Source organism: Variovorax boronicumulans (genome assembly GCF_030812215.1).
Classification (GTDB): domain Bacteria; phylum Pseudomonadota; class Gammaproteobacteria; order Burkholderiales; family Burkholderiaceae_C; genus Variovorax; species Variovorax boronicumulans_C.
Window position 1 is genome coordinate 84,798 of the sequence record NZ_JAUSSG010000015.1, and the last position, 14,848, is coordinate 99,645.

Consider the following 14,848-nt stretch of genomic DNA (forward strand, 5'->3'; position numbering starts at 1 on the left):
CTCACAGCGGGGGTAGCGGCCGCGAAGGCCGCCTGCGCTCGCGCCGTGGCCTGGGCGGCGACTTGCCCGGCCCTTCCTGCCCGAACGCCAGCGTGCTCTTCACGCGTTCCACGCCACCGGCCGTGACCACGCCACCCGCGGCCTTCTCCAACTGTTCGACCATCCGCGCAATGCGGTCGGCCACGTTCTCGTTCGACAGCTTCTCGCGGAACAGCTCGACCATCAGCGGAAACGAAAACGGCGTCGGCCGCTCGAGCGGCTTGAGCACGAGCTCCTGCGTGGCCATGCGCTCCAGGCTCGCCCGAAGGCGGCCGATCTCCAGCTCCTGCGACAGCAGTTCCTTCTCGGCCTGCAGCAGCAGCTTGTTCGACGGGTCGTACTTGCGGAACACTTCCCAGAACAACGAAGACGACGCCTGCAGCTGCCGGCTGCTGCGCTTCTCGCCCGGATAGCCCTGGAAGATCAGCCCCGAGACCCGCGCGATCTCGCGAAAACGCCGCTGCGCGAGCTCGCCCGCATTGAGCGATGCCAGCACCTCGTGCAGCAGCGCCGTGTGCGCATCGGTGTCGCCTTCGCCTTCCGGCAGGCGCAGCACCTGCGGCAGCAGCGCGGGCCAGTCGACCTCGGTCGCACTCAGCAGCTCGAAGCCGTAGTCGTTGACCGCAATGGAGAAGGTGCGCGCCTCGTGCTGCGCGACGCGCCAGGCCAGCAGGCTCGCAAGGCCCAGGTGCACATGCCGCCCTGCGAACGGATAGAGGAAGAGGTGCGAGCCTTCGCGCGTGATCAGCGTTTCGGCCAGCAGCGTCTGCGGTGTCGGCAGCGCGGACCACTGCTGCTGGATTTCGAGCAACGGCCTCACGCACTGCAGCTCGGGCGATTTGTAGTGCCCCTCTCCCGCCAGAGCGAGCTGCTGCACCACCGCATCGGCCAGCGTGTTCGACAGCGGCATGCGCCCGCCGTTCCAGCGGGGCACCGCGGCGCGCTTGCCGGTGGCGCGCCGCACCCAGGCCGTCATGTCGTGGATGCGCACGAGTTCGAGCAAGCGGCCGCCGAACAGGAAGCAGTCGCCCGGCTTCATGCGTGCGACGAACCCTTCTTCGACGTTGCCGATCTTCGCGCCGCCCAGGTACTGCACCGCCATGCTCGCATCGCTCACGATGGTGCCGATGTTCATGCGGTGGCGCCGCGCGAGCCGCGCGTCGGGCACGCGCCATACGCCTTGCGCATCGGGCACGGCGCGCTTGTAGTCCGGGTACGCGGCGAGCGACGGGCCACCCTGCGAGACGAAGTCGAGGCACCACTGCCAGCTCTCGCGCGAAAGCGTTTCATACGCCGCGGTGCCGCGCACCTCGTCATAGAGATCGTCGGGCACGAAGCCGCCGCCAAGCGCCACCGTCACCAGGTGCTGCACCAGCACGTCGAGCGGCTGGTCGGGCGAATGCCGCGCCTCGATGTGGCCTTCTGCAATCGCCGTGCGCGCCGCCGCACCCTCCACCATCTCGATGCTGTGCGTCGGCACGAGCGTGATGCGCGACGGCCGTCCCGGTGCATGGCCCGAGCGGCCTGCTCGTTGGAGCAGCCGCGCCACGCCCTTGGGCGAGCCGATCTGCAGCACGCGTTCCACGGGCAGGAAATCGACACCCAAATCCAGGCTCGACGTGCAGACCACCGCCTTGAGCTCGCCGCTCTTCAAGCCCAGCTCGACCCATTCGCGCACCGCGCGATCGAGCGAGCCGTGGTGCAGCGCGATGGTGCCGGCCCACTCGGGCTTCGCCTCGAGCATCGCCTGGTACCAGATCTCGGCTTGCGAGCGCGTGTTGGTGAAGACCAGCGTGGTGCTGCTCGCGGCGATCTCCTCGATCACCTGCGGCAGCATCGTGAGGCCCAGGTGCCCGCCCCATGGAAAGCGTTCGGCGCGGCCCGGCAGCAGCGAATCGATGACGAGCTTCTTCGGCACCTGGCCCTGCACGAGCACGCCGTCCTGGTGGCCCAGCAGCGAATGCATCGCTTCCTGCAGGTTGCCGAGCGTGGCCGACATGCCCCAGATCGCAAGACCCGGGTTCCATCGCCTGAGCCGCGCAAGCGCAAGCTGCACCTGCACGCCGCGCTTGTTGCCGAGCAGCTCATGCCACTCGTCGACGACGACCATCTTCACGCGGCCCAGCACGTCGCGCGCGTCGGCGCGTGCGAGCAGCAGCGACAGGCTCTCGGGCGTGGTGACGAGCACCGTCGGCAGGCGCTCGTTCTGCGCGCTGCGCTCGGCCGACGAGGTGTCGCCGCTGCGTGCGCCGGCGCTCCACGGATGCACTTCGGCACCGAGGGCTTCGAGCGGCTGCTTGAGCGCGCGCAGCGTGTCGGCTGCGAGCGCGCGCATGGGCGTGAGCCACAGCACGGTGAGCGGCGGGGCCGAAGGGCGAGCGGTTTCCTTGCGCGCCTGCGAGAAGACCTGCAGCGCCCCTAGCCAAACCGCGTAGGTCTTGCCCGCACCGGTGGTCGCATGCAGCATGCCCGACTTGCCTTGCGCAATCGCCTTCCACACCTCGCGCTGGAACTTGAAGGGCTTCCATCCCCGCGCGGCGAACCACGCATCGAGCGCCGCCTTGACTGCCTTGTTCATGACGGCAGCAGCGCGGCCAGCGTCTGCAGGGTGTCGGCCTCGGCCACCGGCTTGTCTTCCCGCCAGCGCAGCATCCGCGGAAAGCGCACCGCGATGCCGCTCTTGTGCCGCGTGCTGCGTGCGATGCCCTCGAAGCCCAGCTCGAACACCAGCGTCGGCTTGACGCTCTTCACCGGCCCGAAGCTTTCGATGGTGGTCTTGCGGATGATCGCGTCCACGCGCGCCATCTCCGCGTCGGTGAGTCCCGAGTAGGCCTTGGCGAACGGCACGAGCTTGCGGTCAACTTGCTCGGGCGGTCCGTCCCACACCGCGAAGGTGTAGTCGCTGAAAAGGCTTGCGCGGCGCCCGTGCCCGCGCTGCGCGTAGATGAGCACGGCGTCGATGCTGAGCGGCTCGATCTTCCACTTCCACCACACGCCCACGTCCTTCGTGCGGCCCACGCCGTACTGCGCGTCGCGGCGCTTGAGCATCATTCCTTCGACGCCCATGGCGCGCGCCGCTTCGCGCTGGCGCGCGAGATCGCGCCAGTCGAGGCCGGTGAGCATCGGGCTCGGCAGCAGCGAGGGATGCTGCATGCGCGCGACGAGGTCGTCGAGCAGCACGCGGCGCGCCGACAGCGGCTCTGCGCGCAGATCACGCCCTTCCCATTCGAGGAGGTCGTAGGCCAGCAGCACCACGGGGATATCTCGCAACAGCTTGGCACCCAGCGTCTTGCGGCCGATGCGCTTCTGCAGTTCGGCAAAGGGCTGCACCTTGCCTTCACCCTCGGGTGAGTTTTCTGCCTTGCGCCACACGGCGATCTCGCCGTCCAGCACCGTTCCATCCGGCAGCGCTTCGCCGAGCACCGCGAGTTCGGGAAAGCGATCGGTCACCAGCTCTTCGCCGCGCGACCACAGCCACGCCACGCCCGCGCGCTTGATGAGCTGCGCGCGGATGCCGTCCCACTTCCACTCGACGATCCAGTCGGCCGGCGGGCCCAACACGGCATCGAACTGTTCGAGCGGAATGTTGAACGGATGCGCAAGGAAGAAGGGATACGGCTGCCCGCTGGTCTTCTGCACCTGCTCGGCATCGGACTCCGGCGCGATCAGCGTCGCGTAGTCGCCTGCCTTCGGCCGCGCACCGATGTGCGTGTAGCCCATCAGCCGCTGCGCGACGCGCTTGGCATCGATGCCGCCCACCGCCGCGAGCGCCTGCGTGACCTGCAGCTTCGACACGCCGACGCGGAACGCGCCCGTGATGAGCTTGAAGTAGACCAGCCGCTCCTCGGCCGCGAGCTGCCGCCACTGGGCGCGCAGCCGGTCCGCCAGCTCTTCGGGCGCGGTCTTCGCGGCCTCGCGCAGGGGCAGCAGGTGCTGCTCGACCCAGGCCGCGAGCCCGAGGTCGTGCACTTCGCTCGGCGGCGGCAGCAACAACGCGATGGTCTCCGCGAGATCGCCCACCGCGTCGTAGCTCTCATCGAACAGCCACTCGGGCAGGCCTGCGGCTTCCTGCGCGAGCAGGCGCAGCAGCTTGGTGGGCACGAGCTGGCGCGGCTTGCCACCGGCCAGGAAGTAGACGGCCCATGCGGCATCGGCCGCGTCGGCGTCGCGCAGGTAGCGCTGCAAGGCCGCCTGCTTGGCAAGGCTCGACGTGCTGGCGTCGAGTTCGCGGTAGAGCGCTGCGAAGTCCTTCACTTCGCTTCCTCCTCCTTGGCGGCGGGCGCTGCGGCCGGGGCCTCCTGATCGTCTTCATCGCCGTACTCGGTCTTGAAGCCTTGCGCATCGAGCCCGTTTTCCGTCAGCCACCGCACCATCACCTGCACGCTGCCATGCGTCACGAACACGCGCTCGGCGCCGGTGCCCGCAATGGCCTGCTGCAGGCCGGGCCAGTCGGCATGGTCGGACATGACGAAGCCGCGGTCCACGCCGCGCCGGCGGCGCGTGCCGCGCAACTGCATCCAGCCGCTCGCGAAGGCATCGGCGTAATTGGCGAAGCGCTTCATCCATGGCGTGCCCTGCGCGGACGGTGGCGCGAGCACCAGCGCGCGTTTCAGCAGCGCCGCATCGACGCCGGGATCGGTGGCGCGCACCGTCTCCGGCAGCGCCACGCCCGCAGCGCGGTACACCGCATTGAGCGGCTCGACCGCGCCGTGAACGACGATGGGCCCGATCGACGCATCGACCCCATGCAGGATGCGCTGCGCCTTGCCGAAGGCGTAGCAGAACAGCACCGACGCGCGGCCGGCTTCCGCATTGGCGCGCCACCAGGCATCGATCTCCGCGAACAGCACGGCCTGCGTGGGCCAGCGGTAGATCGGCAGGCCGAAGGTCGACTCGGTGATGAAGGTGTCGCATGGCACGGGCTCGAAGGGCGTGCAGGTGCCGTCGGGCTCGGTCTTGTAGTCGCCCGAGGCGACCCACACGCGTCCGCCGTGTTCGAGCCGCACCTGCGCCGAGCCCAGCACATGGCCGGCCGGGTGCAGGGAGAGGCGCACGCCGTGGTGCTCGATGGCTTCGCCGTAAGGCAGTGTCTGCAGGTTGATGTCCGCCCCGAGCCGGGTACGCAGCGTGCCGGCACTGTCGGTGTGCGCGAGGTAATGCGCGTGCCCGACGCGGGCGTGGTCCGAATGCGCATGCGTGATGACCGCGCGCGCCACCGGCCGCCACGGGTCGATGTAGAAATCGCCGGGCGGGCAATACAGGCCCTCGGGCCGGGCGACGACGAGATCCAGCTTGTCGGGCATGGCCGCCATCGTAGGCCCGGCCGGGCGGCCGCGCCGCCGAATGGCGACCGCGAAGCGATGTGGGCCGGCGCCTACTTGCCTGCTGCTGCCTGCTACTTCTTGCCGCGCCCGCCCATCATGTCGTGCACATTCATCTTCATGCCGTTCATCACCACGTCGCCCGGCTTCTGGTCGGGCTTGCAGGGGCCGACCCAGCGGGCCTCCACGATGGTGGTGGCCCCGGCGCGGCCCATGAGCGGCGGGCTGTAGGTCGACTTGCTCTCCACGCGGTAGCCGGTGCTGAAGTCGCCGGTCATCACGGCCTGCGAGGTGGCGGTGGTCTGGCCGATCTTGCAGACCGAGTCGATCACCATCTTGCCGCCTTCCATGCGCATGTCCTGCTTGGCGCACATGTCCTTGCCCATGCCCTGGCCCATGTCGCGCAGCATCTTGTCGGTGGTGGCGTCGATGCATTGCTGGATGGCCTGGGGGCTCGCCTTGCTGCCGGGGCCGTCGCTGGTCTGCATTTCCCAGAGGCCCGGTTTGCGCGCGGGGTAGTCGAGGGCGAAAGCCGAGCCGGCGCAAAGGCAGGCGGCTGCCATGCAGGCGGTGGCAACGGACGAACGGATCTTCATGAGGGCTCCTGCATCGGATGAAAGACGATGACAGTTTGTACCGCAGGCGGCACGCCCGACAAATACAACGGCCGGCCTACACCGCGCGCATGCCCACGGGCTGCGCGGCCGTGCCGCGCTCGCGCGATACGAAGCCGAGCACGAGGCCCAGCACCAGCCCGCCGAGCACGTCGATCAGCACATGCTGGCGCACCGCCATCGTCGAATACACGATGGCCACGGCCCATGCCACGTTGAAGAGGCGCAGCCATGCGGGCGCGCCGGCGTCGCGCAGTTGGCGGCCGAGCACGATGCAGCTGAACACCGAGAACGACACGTGCAGCGACGGAAAGGCATTGCCGGCCGAGTCGACCGTCTTCAGGAAATGCAGCGACGTGCCCGGCGTCGCGTCGATGGTGAAGTTCGGAATCGCCGTGGGCATGAACCAGAAGACGACCAGTGCAAGGGCCGTCATCGCCGCGCAGCCGATGGAGAAGCTCCAGAGCTCGCGCTTGTCCTTGGCCAGCAGCACCGGCAGCGCGATGTAGCCCCAGAGCGAAAGATAGACGGGGAGAACGGCCGGCCAGAACGCGATCAGCCGGTCGAAGGCGGTGAGCGGCAGCACCCAGGCCTGGCCCGCGTTCTTCATGATCCAGAAGTACAGCGGAAAGAAGCCGATGGTGGCGACGGTGTTGCCCACCACCTTGAGCGGCCACAGCGTCCTGCAGCGCAGCCACAGGGCGCGCAGCCATCGCGTTGAAATGGACGAAGAATCGTCGGAAGAGAAATGCGTCATGGATGCCGATGGCCATGCGGCATGGCCTCGCGGGTGCGAGGCCGGCGCATCACCAGGGCGTCCACTTTAATTGGCTTTGGCTCGACGCCACCGTGCGCTCGATGAAGCGCACGCCGCGCGCGCCGTCTTCCACGCGCGGATAGTCCGCCGCGAGCGGATCGGCGGCCTGTCCCGCGAGCCGCGCACGGATGTCCGCCGCCACGCCCGCATAGATGTTCGCGAAAGCCTCGATGAAGCCTTCGGGGTGCCCCGTCGGCAGCCGGCTCGCGCGCCGCGCCGCTTCGCACAGCCACGGCCCGCCGCGCGTGAAGATGCGCTTGGGCCCGTCGTGCGGCAGATGCACCAGCTGGCTCGGCTGCTCCTGGTGCCATTCGAGCGTGCCGAGCGCGCCCGAGATACGCAGGCGCAGGTCGTTCTCCAGGCCCGTGCTGATCTGCGAGGCGATCAGCACGCCCCGCGCACCGCCCTTGAAGCGCAGCAGCAGGCTGCCGTCGTCGTCCAGCATGCGGCCCGGCACATGCGCGGTGAGGTCGGCGCAGAGGCTCTCGATCTCCAGGCCCGTGATGCTCGCGACGAGGTTCTCGGCATGCGAACCGATGTCGCCGATGGCGCCGGCCGCGCCGCTGCGCGCGGGGTCGGTGCGCCAGTCGGCTTGCTTGTTGCTGCCGCTGCCCTCGACGTGGCTCGCGAGCCAGCCCTGGTTGTATTCGACGACGATCTTGCGGATGGCGCCCAGCTGGCCAGAGCGCACCATCTCGCGCGCCTGCCGCACCATCGGATAGCCGGTGTAGTTGTAGGTCACGCCGAACACCGTGCCCCGATTGGCGACGGTGGCGACCAATGCATCGGCTTGATCGCGCGTGTGTACCAACGGCTTGTCGCACACGACGTGAAAACCCGCATCGGCAAAGGCCTGCGCGACCGGAAAGTGCACATGGTTGGGCGTGACGATCGAGACGAAGTCGATGCGCTCGTTCGCGGGGCGTTTCAGTTCGTCGGCCAGCAGCGTCTGCCAGTCGCCGTGGTTGCGGTCGTCGGCCAGGCCCAGGTCGCGGCCCGAGGCACGCGCCTTGTCGGGGCTGGACGAGAGTGCACCCGCGACGAATTCGATCTGGCCGTCCAGCGCCATGGCCTTGCGGTGCACGGCGCCGATGAAGGCGTCGCGGCCGCCACCGACCATGGCGTAGCGGAGCTTGCGAAGAGGTGTATCGGTCATATCGTGCTTTTTCGAGGGACACCGCGGAACCGGCTTTGCCGGGCCGCAGGTGTTGCCCCCGGTAGGGGGTTGGCGAAGCGACACGAAGTGCGCGAAGCCTGGGGGCGAACTTAGAAAGGCGAGTTCGGGTGGTAGAAGTCCTTGGCGTTTTCCTTGGTGATCAGCACCGAAGGAATGATCGTCGTCGCCGGCAGCTTCTCGCCCTTCAGGCGCGCTTCGGCCGTGAGCTTGATCGCGTCGTAGATGAACTTGGGCGAGTAGCTCACGTCGGCGCCGATGCGCTTGTCCTTGCCGTCCATGATGGTCTTGACCATGTCCTTGGCGCCCGCGCCGCCGAACACGATCTTGATGTCGTCGCGCTTGGCTTGCGAGATGGCCTTGAGCACGCCCACGGCCATGTCGTCGTCGGCCGCCCAGATGGCATCGATCTGCTTGAAGCGCGTGAGGTAGTCCTGCGTGACCTTGAAGGCGTCGTCGCGGTTCCAGTTGGCGTACTTGGCATCGAGCAGCTTGATGTCGGGGCTGCCCTTCAACACCGCGTTGAAGGCGTCCATGCGCTCGTTGTCCAGCGTGGTGGCAATGCCGCGCAGCGCGACCACGTTGCCCTTGCCGCCGAGTTGCTTGACGATGTATTCGGCCGGGATCTTGCCAAAGGCGGTGTTGTCGCCGGCCACGTACGCATCCTGCGCGCTGGTGTCGGTGAGGCCGCGGTCGACCACGGTGACATACGCGCCCTTGGCCTTGACCTGCGCGACCGGCTTGGTGAGCGCGGCCGATTCGAACGGGAACACGACCAGCGCGTTGATCTTGGTGACCGTCGACAGGTCCTGCAGCTGGTTGGCCTGCTCGGGCGCGTTGGCTGCGGTCTTGATCGTGATCTTCAGGTCCTTGTGTTCCTTCTCCAGGTCTTTCTTCGCCTGGTTGGCCCAGTAGTTGATGCCGCCCATGAAGCTGTGCGTGGCCGCGGGAATCGAAACGCCGAGGTTGACCTTTTCCGCGGCGAGCGCGGGCAGGCTGGCAAACGCTGCGGCGGCGACGGCCGTGAGTGCGATGCGACGGGTGAAAGTTGTCATGCGGGATGTCTCCTCTTGGTGGGTGGAATGAAACGAGAAAGAACTAGCGTCGGCCGCGCTGCAGGAACGCGACGATGATGATCACGAAGCCCTGCACCGCAGCGTTCAGGTACACGCTGATGATGCTGGTGAGGTTCAGGATGTTGCTGATGACCGAGAGCAGGATCGCGCCCACCACCGTGCCGGTGATGCTGCCCGCGCCGCCCTTCAACGCCGTGCCGCCGACGATCACCGCGGCGATCGCCTCGAGCTCCCACAGGAGGCCGGTGGTCGGCGAGGCCGAGCCCAGGCGCGGCACGTACAGCAGCGTCGCGATGCCCACGCACACGCCCAGCAGCACGTAGGTCATGATCTTCACGCGGTCCACATCGACCGCCGCATAGCGCGCCACCTGCTCGTTGGAGCCGATGGCCTGCACGTAGCGACCGTAGGCCGTGCGGTTCAGGATGACGCCGCCGATGATCGCGACGATCACGAACACCCACACCGGCACCGGGATGCCCGCAAGGCTCGCGTAGTACACGGGCGCGTAGAGGTCCGACAGTTCGTTGTCGAGCGTGAGTGCACCGCCATCGGCAAAGTACGTGAGGTACGCGCGAAAGATGCCCAGCGTGCCCAGCGTCACGATGAAGGGCTCGATGCGCCCCTTGGTGATCAGGAGGCCGTGTGCGAGGCCGAACACCGCGCCCAGCACGATGGCCAGCACCGCACCCATCACCACCGCCAGCATCGGCGAGCCCGAGGCCGGGCCGGCCCAGTTGATGAACATGATCACGCTGCCCGCGATGAGCGCGGCCATCGAACCCACCGACAGGTCGATGCCGCCCGAGATGATCACGAAGCACATGCCCACCGCGATGATGCCGATGAAGGCGGTGCGCGTGAGCACGTTCATCGCGTTGTCGACGGTGGCGAAGTCGCCGTTGAGCAGCGTGCCTGCGATGCACAGCAGCACGAGGCCGATGACCGGGCCGAGGCCGTGCAGGCGCTCGGTCCAGCGCGGCTTGGCTTCGCTGCGGTGCGCTGCGGCGGCCGCTTCAGGCTGCTGCGACGGGGGAGTTTGCGGTTCCGGTGGCATGAGCGATGAGCTCCTCTTCAGTCAAATGGTCCGCATCGAGCGTGGCAACCAGCTTGCCCGCGCGCATCACCGCGACGCGGTGGCACAGGCCGATCAGTTCCATCAGCTCCGACGAGACGACGATCACCGCGAGCCCTTCGCGGGCGAGTCGCTGGATCAGGAAATAGATGTCGCGCTTGGCGCCCACGTCCACGCCGCGCGTGGGCTCGTCGAGCACCACCACCTTCGGCTGCGGCTGCAGCACCTTGGCGAGCGCGAGCTTCTGCTGGTTGCCGCCCGAGAGCGACGACGCCTTGACGTCGAGCGAGCCGGTGCGGATGCCGTAGTCCTTCACCGCCTCGGCCAGCGCGCCGCGCTCGCCCTCGGGCTGCAGCCATGGCTTGGCATAGCGCTCGAGCGCCATCAGCGTGAGGTTCTGGCGCAGGCCGAAATTGACATGCAGGCCCTTGCCCTTGCGGTCTTCGCTCAGGTACGTGAGGCCGTGCTTGGCGGCATCGCGCGGATTGCGCCAGCCTTTCTCGTGCGGCACGGGCTTGCCAAGCATCTCGACGCTGCCGCTCGCGGGGCGCAGGCCGAGGAGGCCTTCGAAGAGTTCGGTGCGGCCAGCGCCGACCAGGCCCGCGAAGCCGAGGATCTCGCCGGGGCGCACCTCGAAGCTCGCGTCCTGCGCCCAGCCGGGCACGGTGAAGTTGCGCACGCGCATCGCAGGCGCGTCGGCGGCCACGACGAGGTCGCGCGGCGGATAAAGGTCGGCGAGTTCGCGGCCCACCATCAGGTTGGCCATCTGGTGGCGCGTGACATCGGACGTGAGCGCGCGGGCGACGAAGCGGCCGTCGCGCATCACGATCACCTCGTCGGTCACCTGCTCCACCTCGTCGAGCTTGTGCGAGATGTAGACGATGGTCACGCCATCGGCGCGCAGTTGTGCGATGAGCTTGAACAGCCGCTCGGTCTCGCCGGGCGTGAGCGTGGCGGTGGGCTCGTCCATGATGAGCAGGCGCGCGCGGCGGGCGATGGCTTTCGCGATCTCGACCAGCTGCTTCTCGGCGACGATGAGCTTGCGCACCTTGGTGCGCGGATCGACCTGCAGGCCGACTGCGGCGAGCGCGGCTGCAGCATCGCGCTCCATCGTCGCATCGTCGAGCAGCCAGCCCTTCTTTTTTTCATGCCCGAGGAAAATGTTCTGCGCGACGCTCAGGTCTTCGGCGAGGTTGAACTCCTGGTGGATCAGCACGATGCCCAGCGCTTCCGCATCGCGCGAGCTCGAGAACTGCTGCGGCTGGCCGTTGATGCGCAGCGTGCCTTCGGTGAGCTGTTCGTAGCCCGCGAGGATCTTCATCAGCGTGGACTTGCCCGCGCCGTTCTCGCCGAGAAGGCCGTACACGCGGCCCGGTGCGAGCGCGAAGCTCACGCCGTGCAGCACCTGCACGGGGCCGAAGGCCTTCACCACGCCGTCGAACTCGACGGCGACGCTGCCTTTGGTTTCGCTGTTCATGGCGCCACTCCGCGAACTTTCAGGGTCTCGTGCATCGCGAGCACGCCGGCACCGATCAAGCCGCCCTGCGTGCCGAGCGGCGTGTACTGGATCTCGAGATGCCGCGTGGAAAGCGCCAGCGAGCGCTGGTACACGCTCTGCCGCACGGCCGCGAGGAACAGCGGCCCGATGCGCGTGATGCCGCCGCCGATGAACACGTGCGACGGATTGAAGAAATTGACCACCGACGCGAGCATCTGCCCGATCAGGCTGCCCGCACGCTGGATGATGCCGTTGGCCGCGGTGTCGCCGCCGCGGCTGGCCTGGCCCACGTCGATCGCGTCGATGCGGCCGTGCACGCGCAGGCATTCGGCCAGCACCTCGCTCTCGCCCGCCTCGGCCGCCTGCATCGCCATGCGCGTGATCGCAGGGCCGGCCGCCATTGCCTCGACACAGCCGAGGTTGCCGCAATGGCAGCGCGGGCCTTCCTGGTCGACGCAGATGTGGCCCACGTCGCCAGCCGAGCCCGCGGCGCCCCGGTACACCTCGCCGTGGCAGACGATGCCGCAACCGATGCCGGTGCCGATCTTGATGACGAGGAAGTTGCTGAGCGAGCGCCGGAGGCGCCAGAGCTCGCCGAGCGCCATGAGGTTCACATCGTTGTCGACGAAGACGGGCGCGGCGTAGTCCTCGCGCAGGTAGTCGCGGATCGAGAAGCTGTCCCATGCCGGCATGAGCGGCGGGTTCACCAACTGGCCGATCTCGAAGTTGACGGGGCCGGGCACGCCGATGCCGATGCCCAGCACGCTCTTCGCGCTGTGGCCGCAACGGGCGAGCAGTTCGCGCATCAGGGTGCGCACGCGGGCCAGGACTACGGCGGGGCCGTCGCGCACGTCGGCAGGTTCGTCGTGCTGGGCCAGCACGGTGAGGTCGGGGCGCAGCACCGCGACGTCGAGGCTGGTGGCGCCGATGTCGATGCCGATAAGCACGCCGAGGCCGGCATGGAGTTGGAGGTTTTCGGCGCGGCGCCCGCCCGAGGAGCGCTGCAGGCCGGCTTCGGCCAGCAGGCCCTGGTCGACGAGCCCGGCGATCAGCGCGTTGGCCTTGCTCTTGGAGAAGCCCAGCTGTTCGGCCATGGCATGGCGCGAGCCGCCGGCCGACCAGAAGGTCGTTTCCAGCAACCGCATTTCATGAGCAGTGATGCCACTCCAGGGTGCCACGCGCTTGTCTCCGTGTTCTTTTGCTCTGCCGTCCCGGGAAGCCTTGGGCAGCCGGGCGAACGCGAATACTAGGGGTGGAGCTTCAGCCGGACAAGGTCGAACTTCGACCAAGTTCAGTTCGAAGATGGCTTGCTGCACGTGTTCAGACGCAAAAAAGCCGCCCGAAGGCGGCTTTTCGTTGGAAGAAGCGCGGTGCGGCGCTTACTTCTTCTGGCGGTACTTGCGCAGCGCAGCGATCTGCGCAGCCATCACGGCCAGTTCGGATTGCGCCATCGCGATGTCGATGTCGCTCTTCGCGTTCTTCAGCGCTTCCTCGGCCGCAGCCTTGGCCACGTTCGCCTTCTCGTCGTCGAGGTCCTTGCCGCGGATCGCGGTGTCGGACAGCACGGTGACGGCGTTCGGCTGCACTTCGAGAATGCCGCCGGCCACGAAGACAAACTCTTCGCCGCCATCGGCCGTCTCGATGCGCACGGCACCGGGGCGGATGCGCGTGATCAGCGGGGTGTGGCGCGGGAAGATGCCGAGCTCACCGGCTTCACCGGGCAGCGCGACGAATTTGGCTTCGCCCGAGAAGATCGACTCTTCCGCGCTGACCACGTCGACGTGAATGGTGTTTGCCATCTGAGTTCCTATCTATGCCGCCTCAAGCGACCTTCTTGGCTTTTTCGAACGCTTCGTCGATGGTGCCCACCATGTAGAACGCTTGTTCCGGCAGATGGTCGGCTTCGCCGTTCACGATCATCTTGAAACCACGGATGGTTTCGGCCAGCGGCACGTACTTGCCAGGCGAGCCCGTGAACACTTCGGCCACGTGGAACGGCTGCGACAGGAAACGCTGGATCTTGCGGGCGCGGGCCACGGCGAGCTTGTCGTCGGGAGCCAGTTCGTCCATGCCCAGAATCGCGATGATGTCGCGCAGTTCCTTGTAGCGCTGCAGCGTGCCTTGCACGGCGCGAGCCACGTTGTAGTGCTCTTCGCCGACCACGTTCGGGTCGAGCTGGCGCGAGGTCGAGTCCAGCGGGTCCACGGCGGGGTAGATACCGAGCGAAGCGATGTCACGCGACAGCACCACGGTCGAGTCCAAGTGAGCGAAGGTGGTAGCGGGCGACGGGTCGGTCAAGTCGTCGGCAGGGACGTACACGGCCTGGATCGAGGTGATCGAGCCGACCTTGGTCGAGGTGATCCGCTCTTGCAGGCGGCCCATTTCCTCGGCCAGCGTCGGCTGGTAGCCCACGGCGGAAGGCATGCGGCCCAGCAGTGCCGACACTTCGGTACCGGCCAGCGTGTAGCGATAGATGTTGTCCACGAAGAACAGCACGTCGCGGCCTTCGTCGCGGAACGACTCGGCGATGGTCAGGCCGGTCAGCGCCACGCGCAGACGGTTGCCCGGGGGTTCGTTCATCTGGCCGTAGACCATGGCCACCTTCGACTCGGGGAGGTTGTCCAGGTTCACCACGCCGGAGTCGGCCATCTCGTGATAGAAGTCGTTGCCTTCGCGGGTACGTTCACCCACGCCGGCGAACACCGACAGACCCGAGTGAGCCTTGGCGATGTTGTTGATGAGTTCCATCATGTTCACGGTCTTGCCCACGCCGGCGCCGCCGAACAGGCCCACCTTGCCGCCCTTGGCGAACGGGCACACCAGGTCGATCACCTTGATGCCGGTTTCCAGCAGGTCTTGCGAAGGCGACAGTTCGTCGTACGCGGGGGCCTTGCGGTGGATGGAAGCGGTGAGGTCCTGGCTCACGTCGCCGCGCTCGTCGATCGGACGGCCGAGCACGTCCATGATGCGGCCGAGCGTGGCCTTGCCGACGGGCACGGTGATGGGTGCACCGGTGTTGGTGACGATCAGGCCGCGGCGCAGGCCGTCGGACGAACCCAGCGCGATGGTACGCACCACGCCGTCGCCCAGCTGCTGCTGAACTTCGAGGGTCAGCCCGCCGCCTTCGAATTTCAAGGCGTCGTACACCTTGGGCATCTGGTCACGCGGGAACTCCACGTCGACCACGGCGCCGATACATTGGACAATTTTTCCTTCAGCCATGGCGTTTCCTTC

At 67.6% G+C, this 14,848-nt stretch carries 12 protein-coding genes; all 12 read right to left on the reverse strand.

Translation table 11 applies throughout. From position 1 onward, the window contains the following. Window position 1 precedes the first annotated feature (1 nt). The 12 genes from J2W23_RS29795 to atpD all read right to left on the reverse strand — a co-directional run bounded on the left by J2W23_RS29795 (window position 2) and on the right by atpD (window position 14,836). A complete protein-coding gene (locus tag J2W23_RS29795; RefSeq protein ID WP_307651304.1) occupies window positions 2–2,617 on the reverse strand; it encodes a ligase-associated DNA damage response DEXH box helicase in 2,616 nt (871 codons plus the stop codon). Further along, window positions 2,614–4,293 (reverse strand): ATP-dependent DNA ligase, encoded by a 1,680-nt coding sequence (locus tag J2W23_RS29800; RefSeq protein ID WP_307651305.1) that lies wholly within the window; start codon window positions 4,291–4,293, stop codon window positions 2,614–2,616. Before J2W23_RS29800 ends, J2W23_RS29795 begins: the two co-directional genes overlap by 4 nt. After that, the gene (locus J2W23_RS29805; RefSeq protein ID WP_373424005.1) at window positions 4,290–5,351 is read right to left on the reverse strand and encodes a ligase-associated DNA damage response exonuclease; all 1,062 of its coding nucleotides are present in this window, start codon (window positions 5,349–5,351) and stop codon (window positions 4,290–4,292) included. Before J2W23_RS29805 ends, J2W23_RS29800 begins: the two co-directional genes overlap by 4 nt. Window positions 5,352–5,434: 83 nt before the next feature. After that, window positions 5,435–5,956: a DUF3617 domain-containing protein gene (locus J2W23_RS29810; protein WP_307651307.1), complete on the reverse strand. Its 522-nt coding sequence runs from the start codon at window positions 5,954–5,956 to the stop codon at window positions 5,435–5,437. A gap of 76 nt (window positions 5,957–6,032) precedes the next feature. Further along, complete coding sequence (locus J2W23_RS29815; protein WP_307651308.1) at window positions 6,033–6,731, reverse strand: phosphatase PAP2 family protein; 699 nt, start codon at window positions 6,729–6,731, stop codon at window positions 6,033–6,035. Between the two features lie 49 nt (window positions 6,732–6,780). Continuing rightward, entirely contained in the window at window positions 6,781–7,947 is a 1,167-nt protein-coding gene (locus J2W23_RS29820; protein ID WP_307651309.1) for a Gfo/Idh/MocA family protein, read from the reverse strand. 110 nt (window positions 7,948–8,057) lie between these two features. Then, entirely contained in the window at window positions 8,058–9,020 is a 963-nt protein-coding gene (locus J2W23_RS29825) for a substrate-binding domain-containing protein (RefSeq protein WP_176662058.1), read from the reverse strand. A 43-nt stretch (window positions 9,021–9,063) separates the two neighbouring features. Continuing rightward, window positions 9,064–10,098 carry an ABC transporter permease gene (locus J2W23_RS29830; RefSeq protein WP_176662059.1) on the reverse strand — a complete coding sequence of 345 codons (1,035 nt, stop codon included), beginning with the start codon at window positions 10,096–10,098 and terminating at the stop codon, window positions 9,064–9,066. Then, window positions 10,058–11,593, reverse strand: a complete 1,536-nt coding sequence (locus J2W23_RS29835; RefSeq protein ID WP_307651310.1) for a sugar ABC transporter ATP-binding protein — start codon at window positions 11,591–11,593, stop codon at window positions 10,058–10,060. The genes J2W23_RS29830 and J2W23_RS29835 overlap by 41 nt, the downstream gene beginning before the upstream one ends. Beyond that, the gene (locus tag J2W23_RS29840; RefSeq protein WP_176662079.1) at window positions 11,590–12,759 is read right to left on the reverse strand and encodes an ROK family protein; all 1,170 of its coding nucleotides are present in this window, start codon (window positions 12,757–12,759) and stop codon (window positions 11,590–11,592) included. The genes J2W23_RS29835 and J2W23_RS29840 overlap by 4 nt, the downstream gene beginning before the upstream one ends. A gap of 234 nt (window positions 12,760–12,993) precedes the next feature. Continuing rightward, a complete protein-coding gene (locus J2W23_RS29845) occupies window positions 12,994–13,413 on the reverse strand; it encodes a F0F1 ATP synthase subunit epsilon (protein WP_176662061.1) in 420 nt (139 codons plus the stop codon). Between the two features lie 22 nt (window positions 13,414–13,435). Further along, complete coding sequence (atpD, locus tag J2W23_RS29850; RefSeq protein WP_176662062.1) at window positions 13,436–14,836, reverse strand: F0F1 ATP synthase subunit beta; 1,401 nt, start codon at window positions 14,834–14,836, stop codon at window positions 13,436–13,438. Between the last annotated feature and the right edge of the window lie 12 nt (window positions 14,837–14,848).

Excerpts from the sequence above, each read along its gene's own strand:
- J2W23_RS29795 (WP_307651304.1), bottom strand. The coding sequence starts at position 2,617 with ATGAACAAGGCAGTCAAGGCGGCGCTCGATGCGTGGTTCGCCGCGCGG.
- J2W23_RS29805 (WP_373424005.1), bottom strand. The coding sequence starts at position 5,351 with ATGGCGGCCATGCCCGACAAGCTGGATCTCGTCGTCGCCCGGCCCGAG.
- J2W23_RS29810 (WP_307651307.1), bottom strand. The coding sequence starts at position 5,956 with ATGAAGATCCGTTCGTCCGTTGCCACCGCCTGCATGGCAGCCGCCTGC.
- J2W23_RS29815 (WP_307651308.1), bottom strand. The coding sequence starts at position 6,731 with ATGACGCATTTCTCTTCCGACGATTCTTCGTCCATTTCAACGCGATGG.
- J2W23_RS29820 (WP_307651309.1), bottom strand. The coding sequence starts at position 7,947 with ATGACCGATACACCTCTTCGCAAGCTCCGCTACGCCATGGTCGGTGGC.
- J2W23_RS29825 (WP_176662058.1), bottom strand. The coding sequence starts at position 9,020 with ATGACAACTTTCACCCGTCGCATCGCACTCACGGCCGTCGCCGCCGCA.
- J2W23_RS29830 (WP_176662059.1), bottom strand. The coding sequence starts at position 10,098 with ATGCCACCGGAACCGCAAACTCCCCCGTCGCAGCAGCCTGAAGCGGCC.
- J2W23_RS29835 (WP_307651310.1), bottom strand. The coding sequence starts at position 11,593 with ATGAACAGCGAAACCAAAGGCAGCGTCGCCGTCGAGTTCGACGGCGTG.
- J2W23_RS29840 (WP_176662079.1), bottom strand. The coding sequence starts at position 12,759 with ATGCGGTTGCTGGAAACGACCTTCTGGTCGGCCGGCGGCTCGCGCCAT.
- J2W23_RS29845 (WP_176662061.1), bottom strand. The coding sequence starts at position 13,413 with ATGGCAAACACCATTCACGTCGACGTGGTCAGCGCGGAAGAGTCGATC.
- atpD (WP_176662062.1), bottom strand. The coding sequence starts at position 14,836 with ATGGCTGAAGGAAAAATTGTCCAATGTATCGGCGCCGTGGTCGACGTG.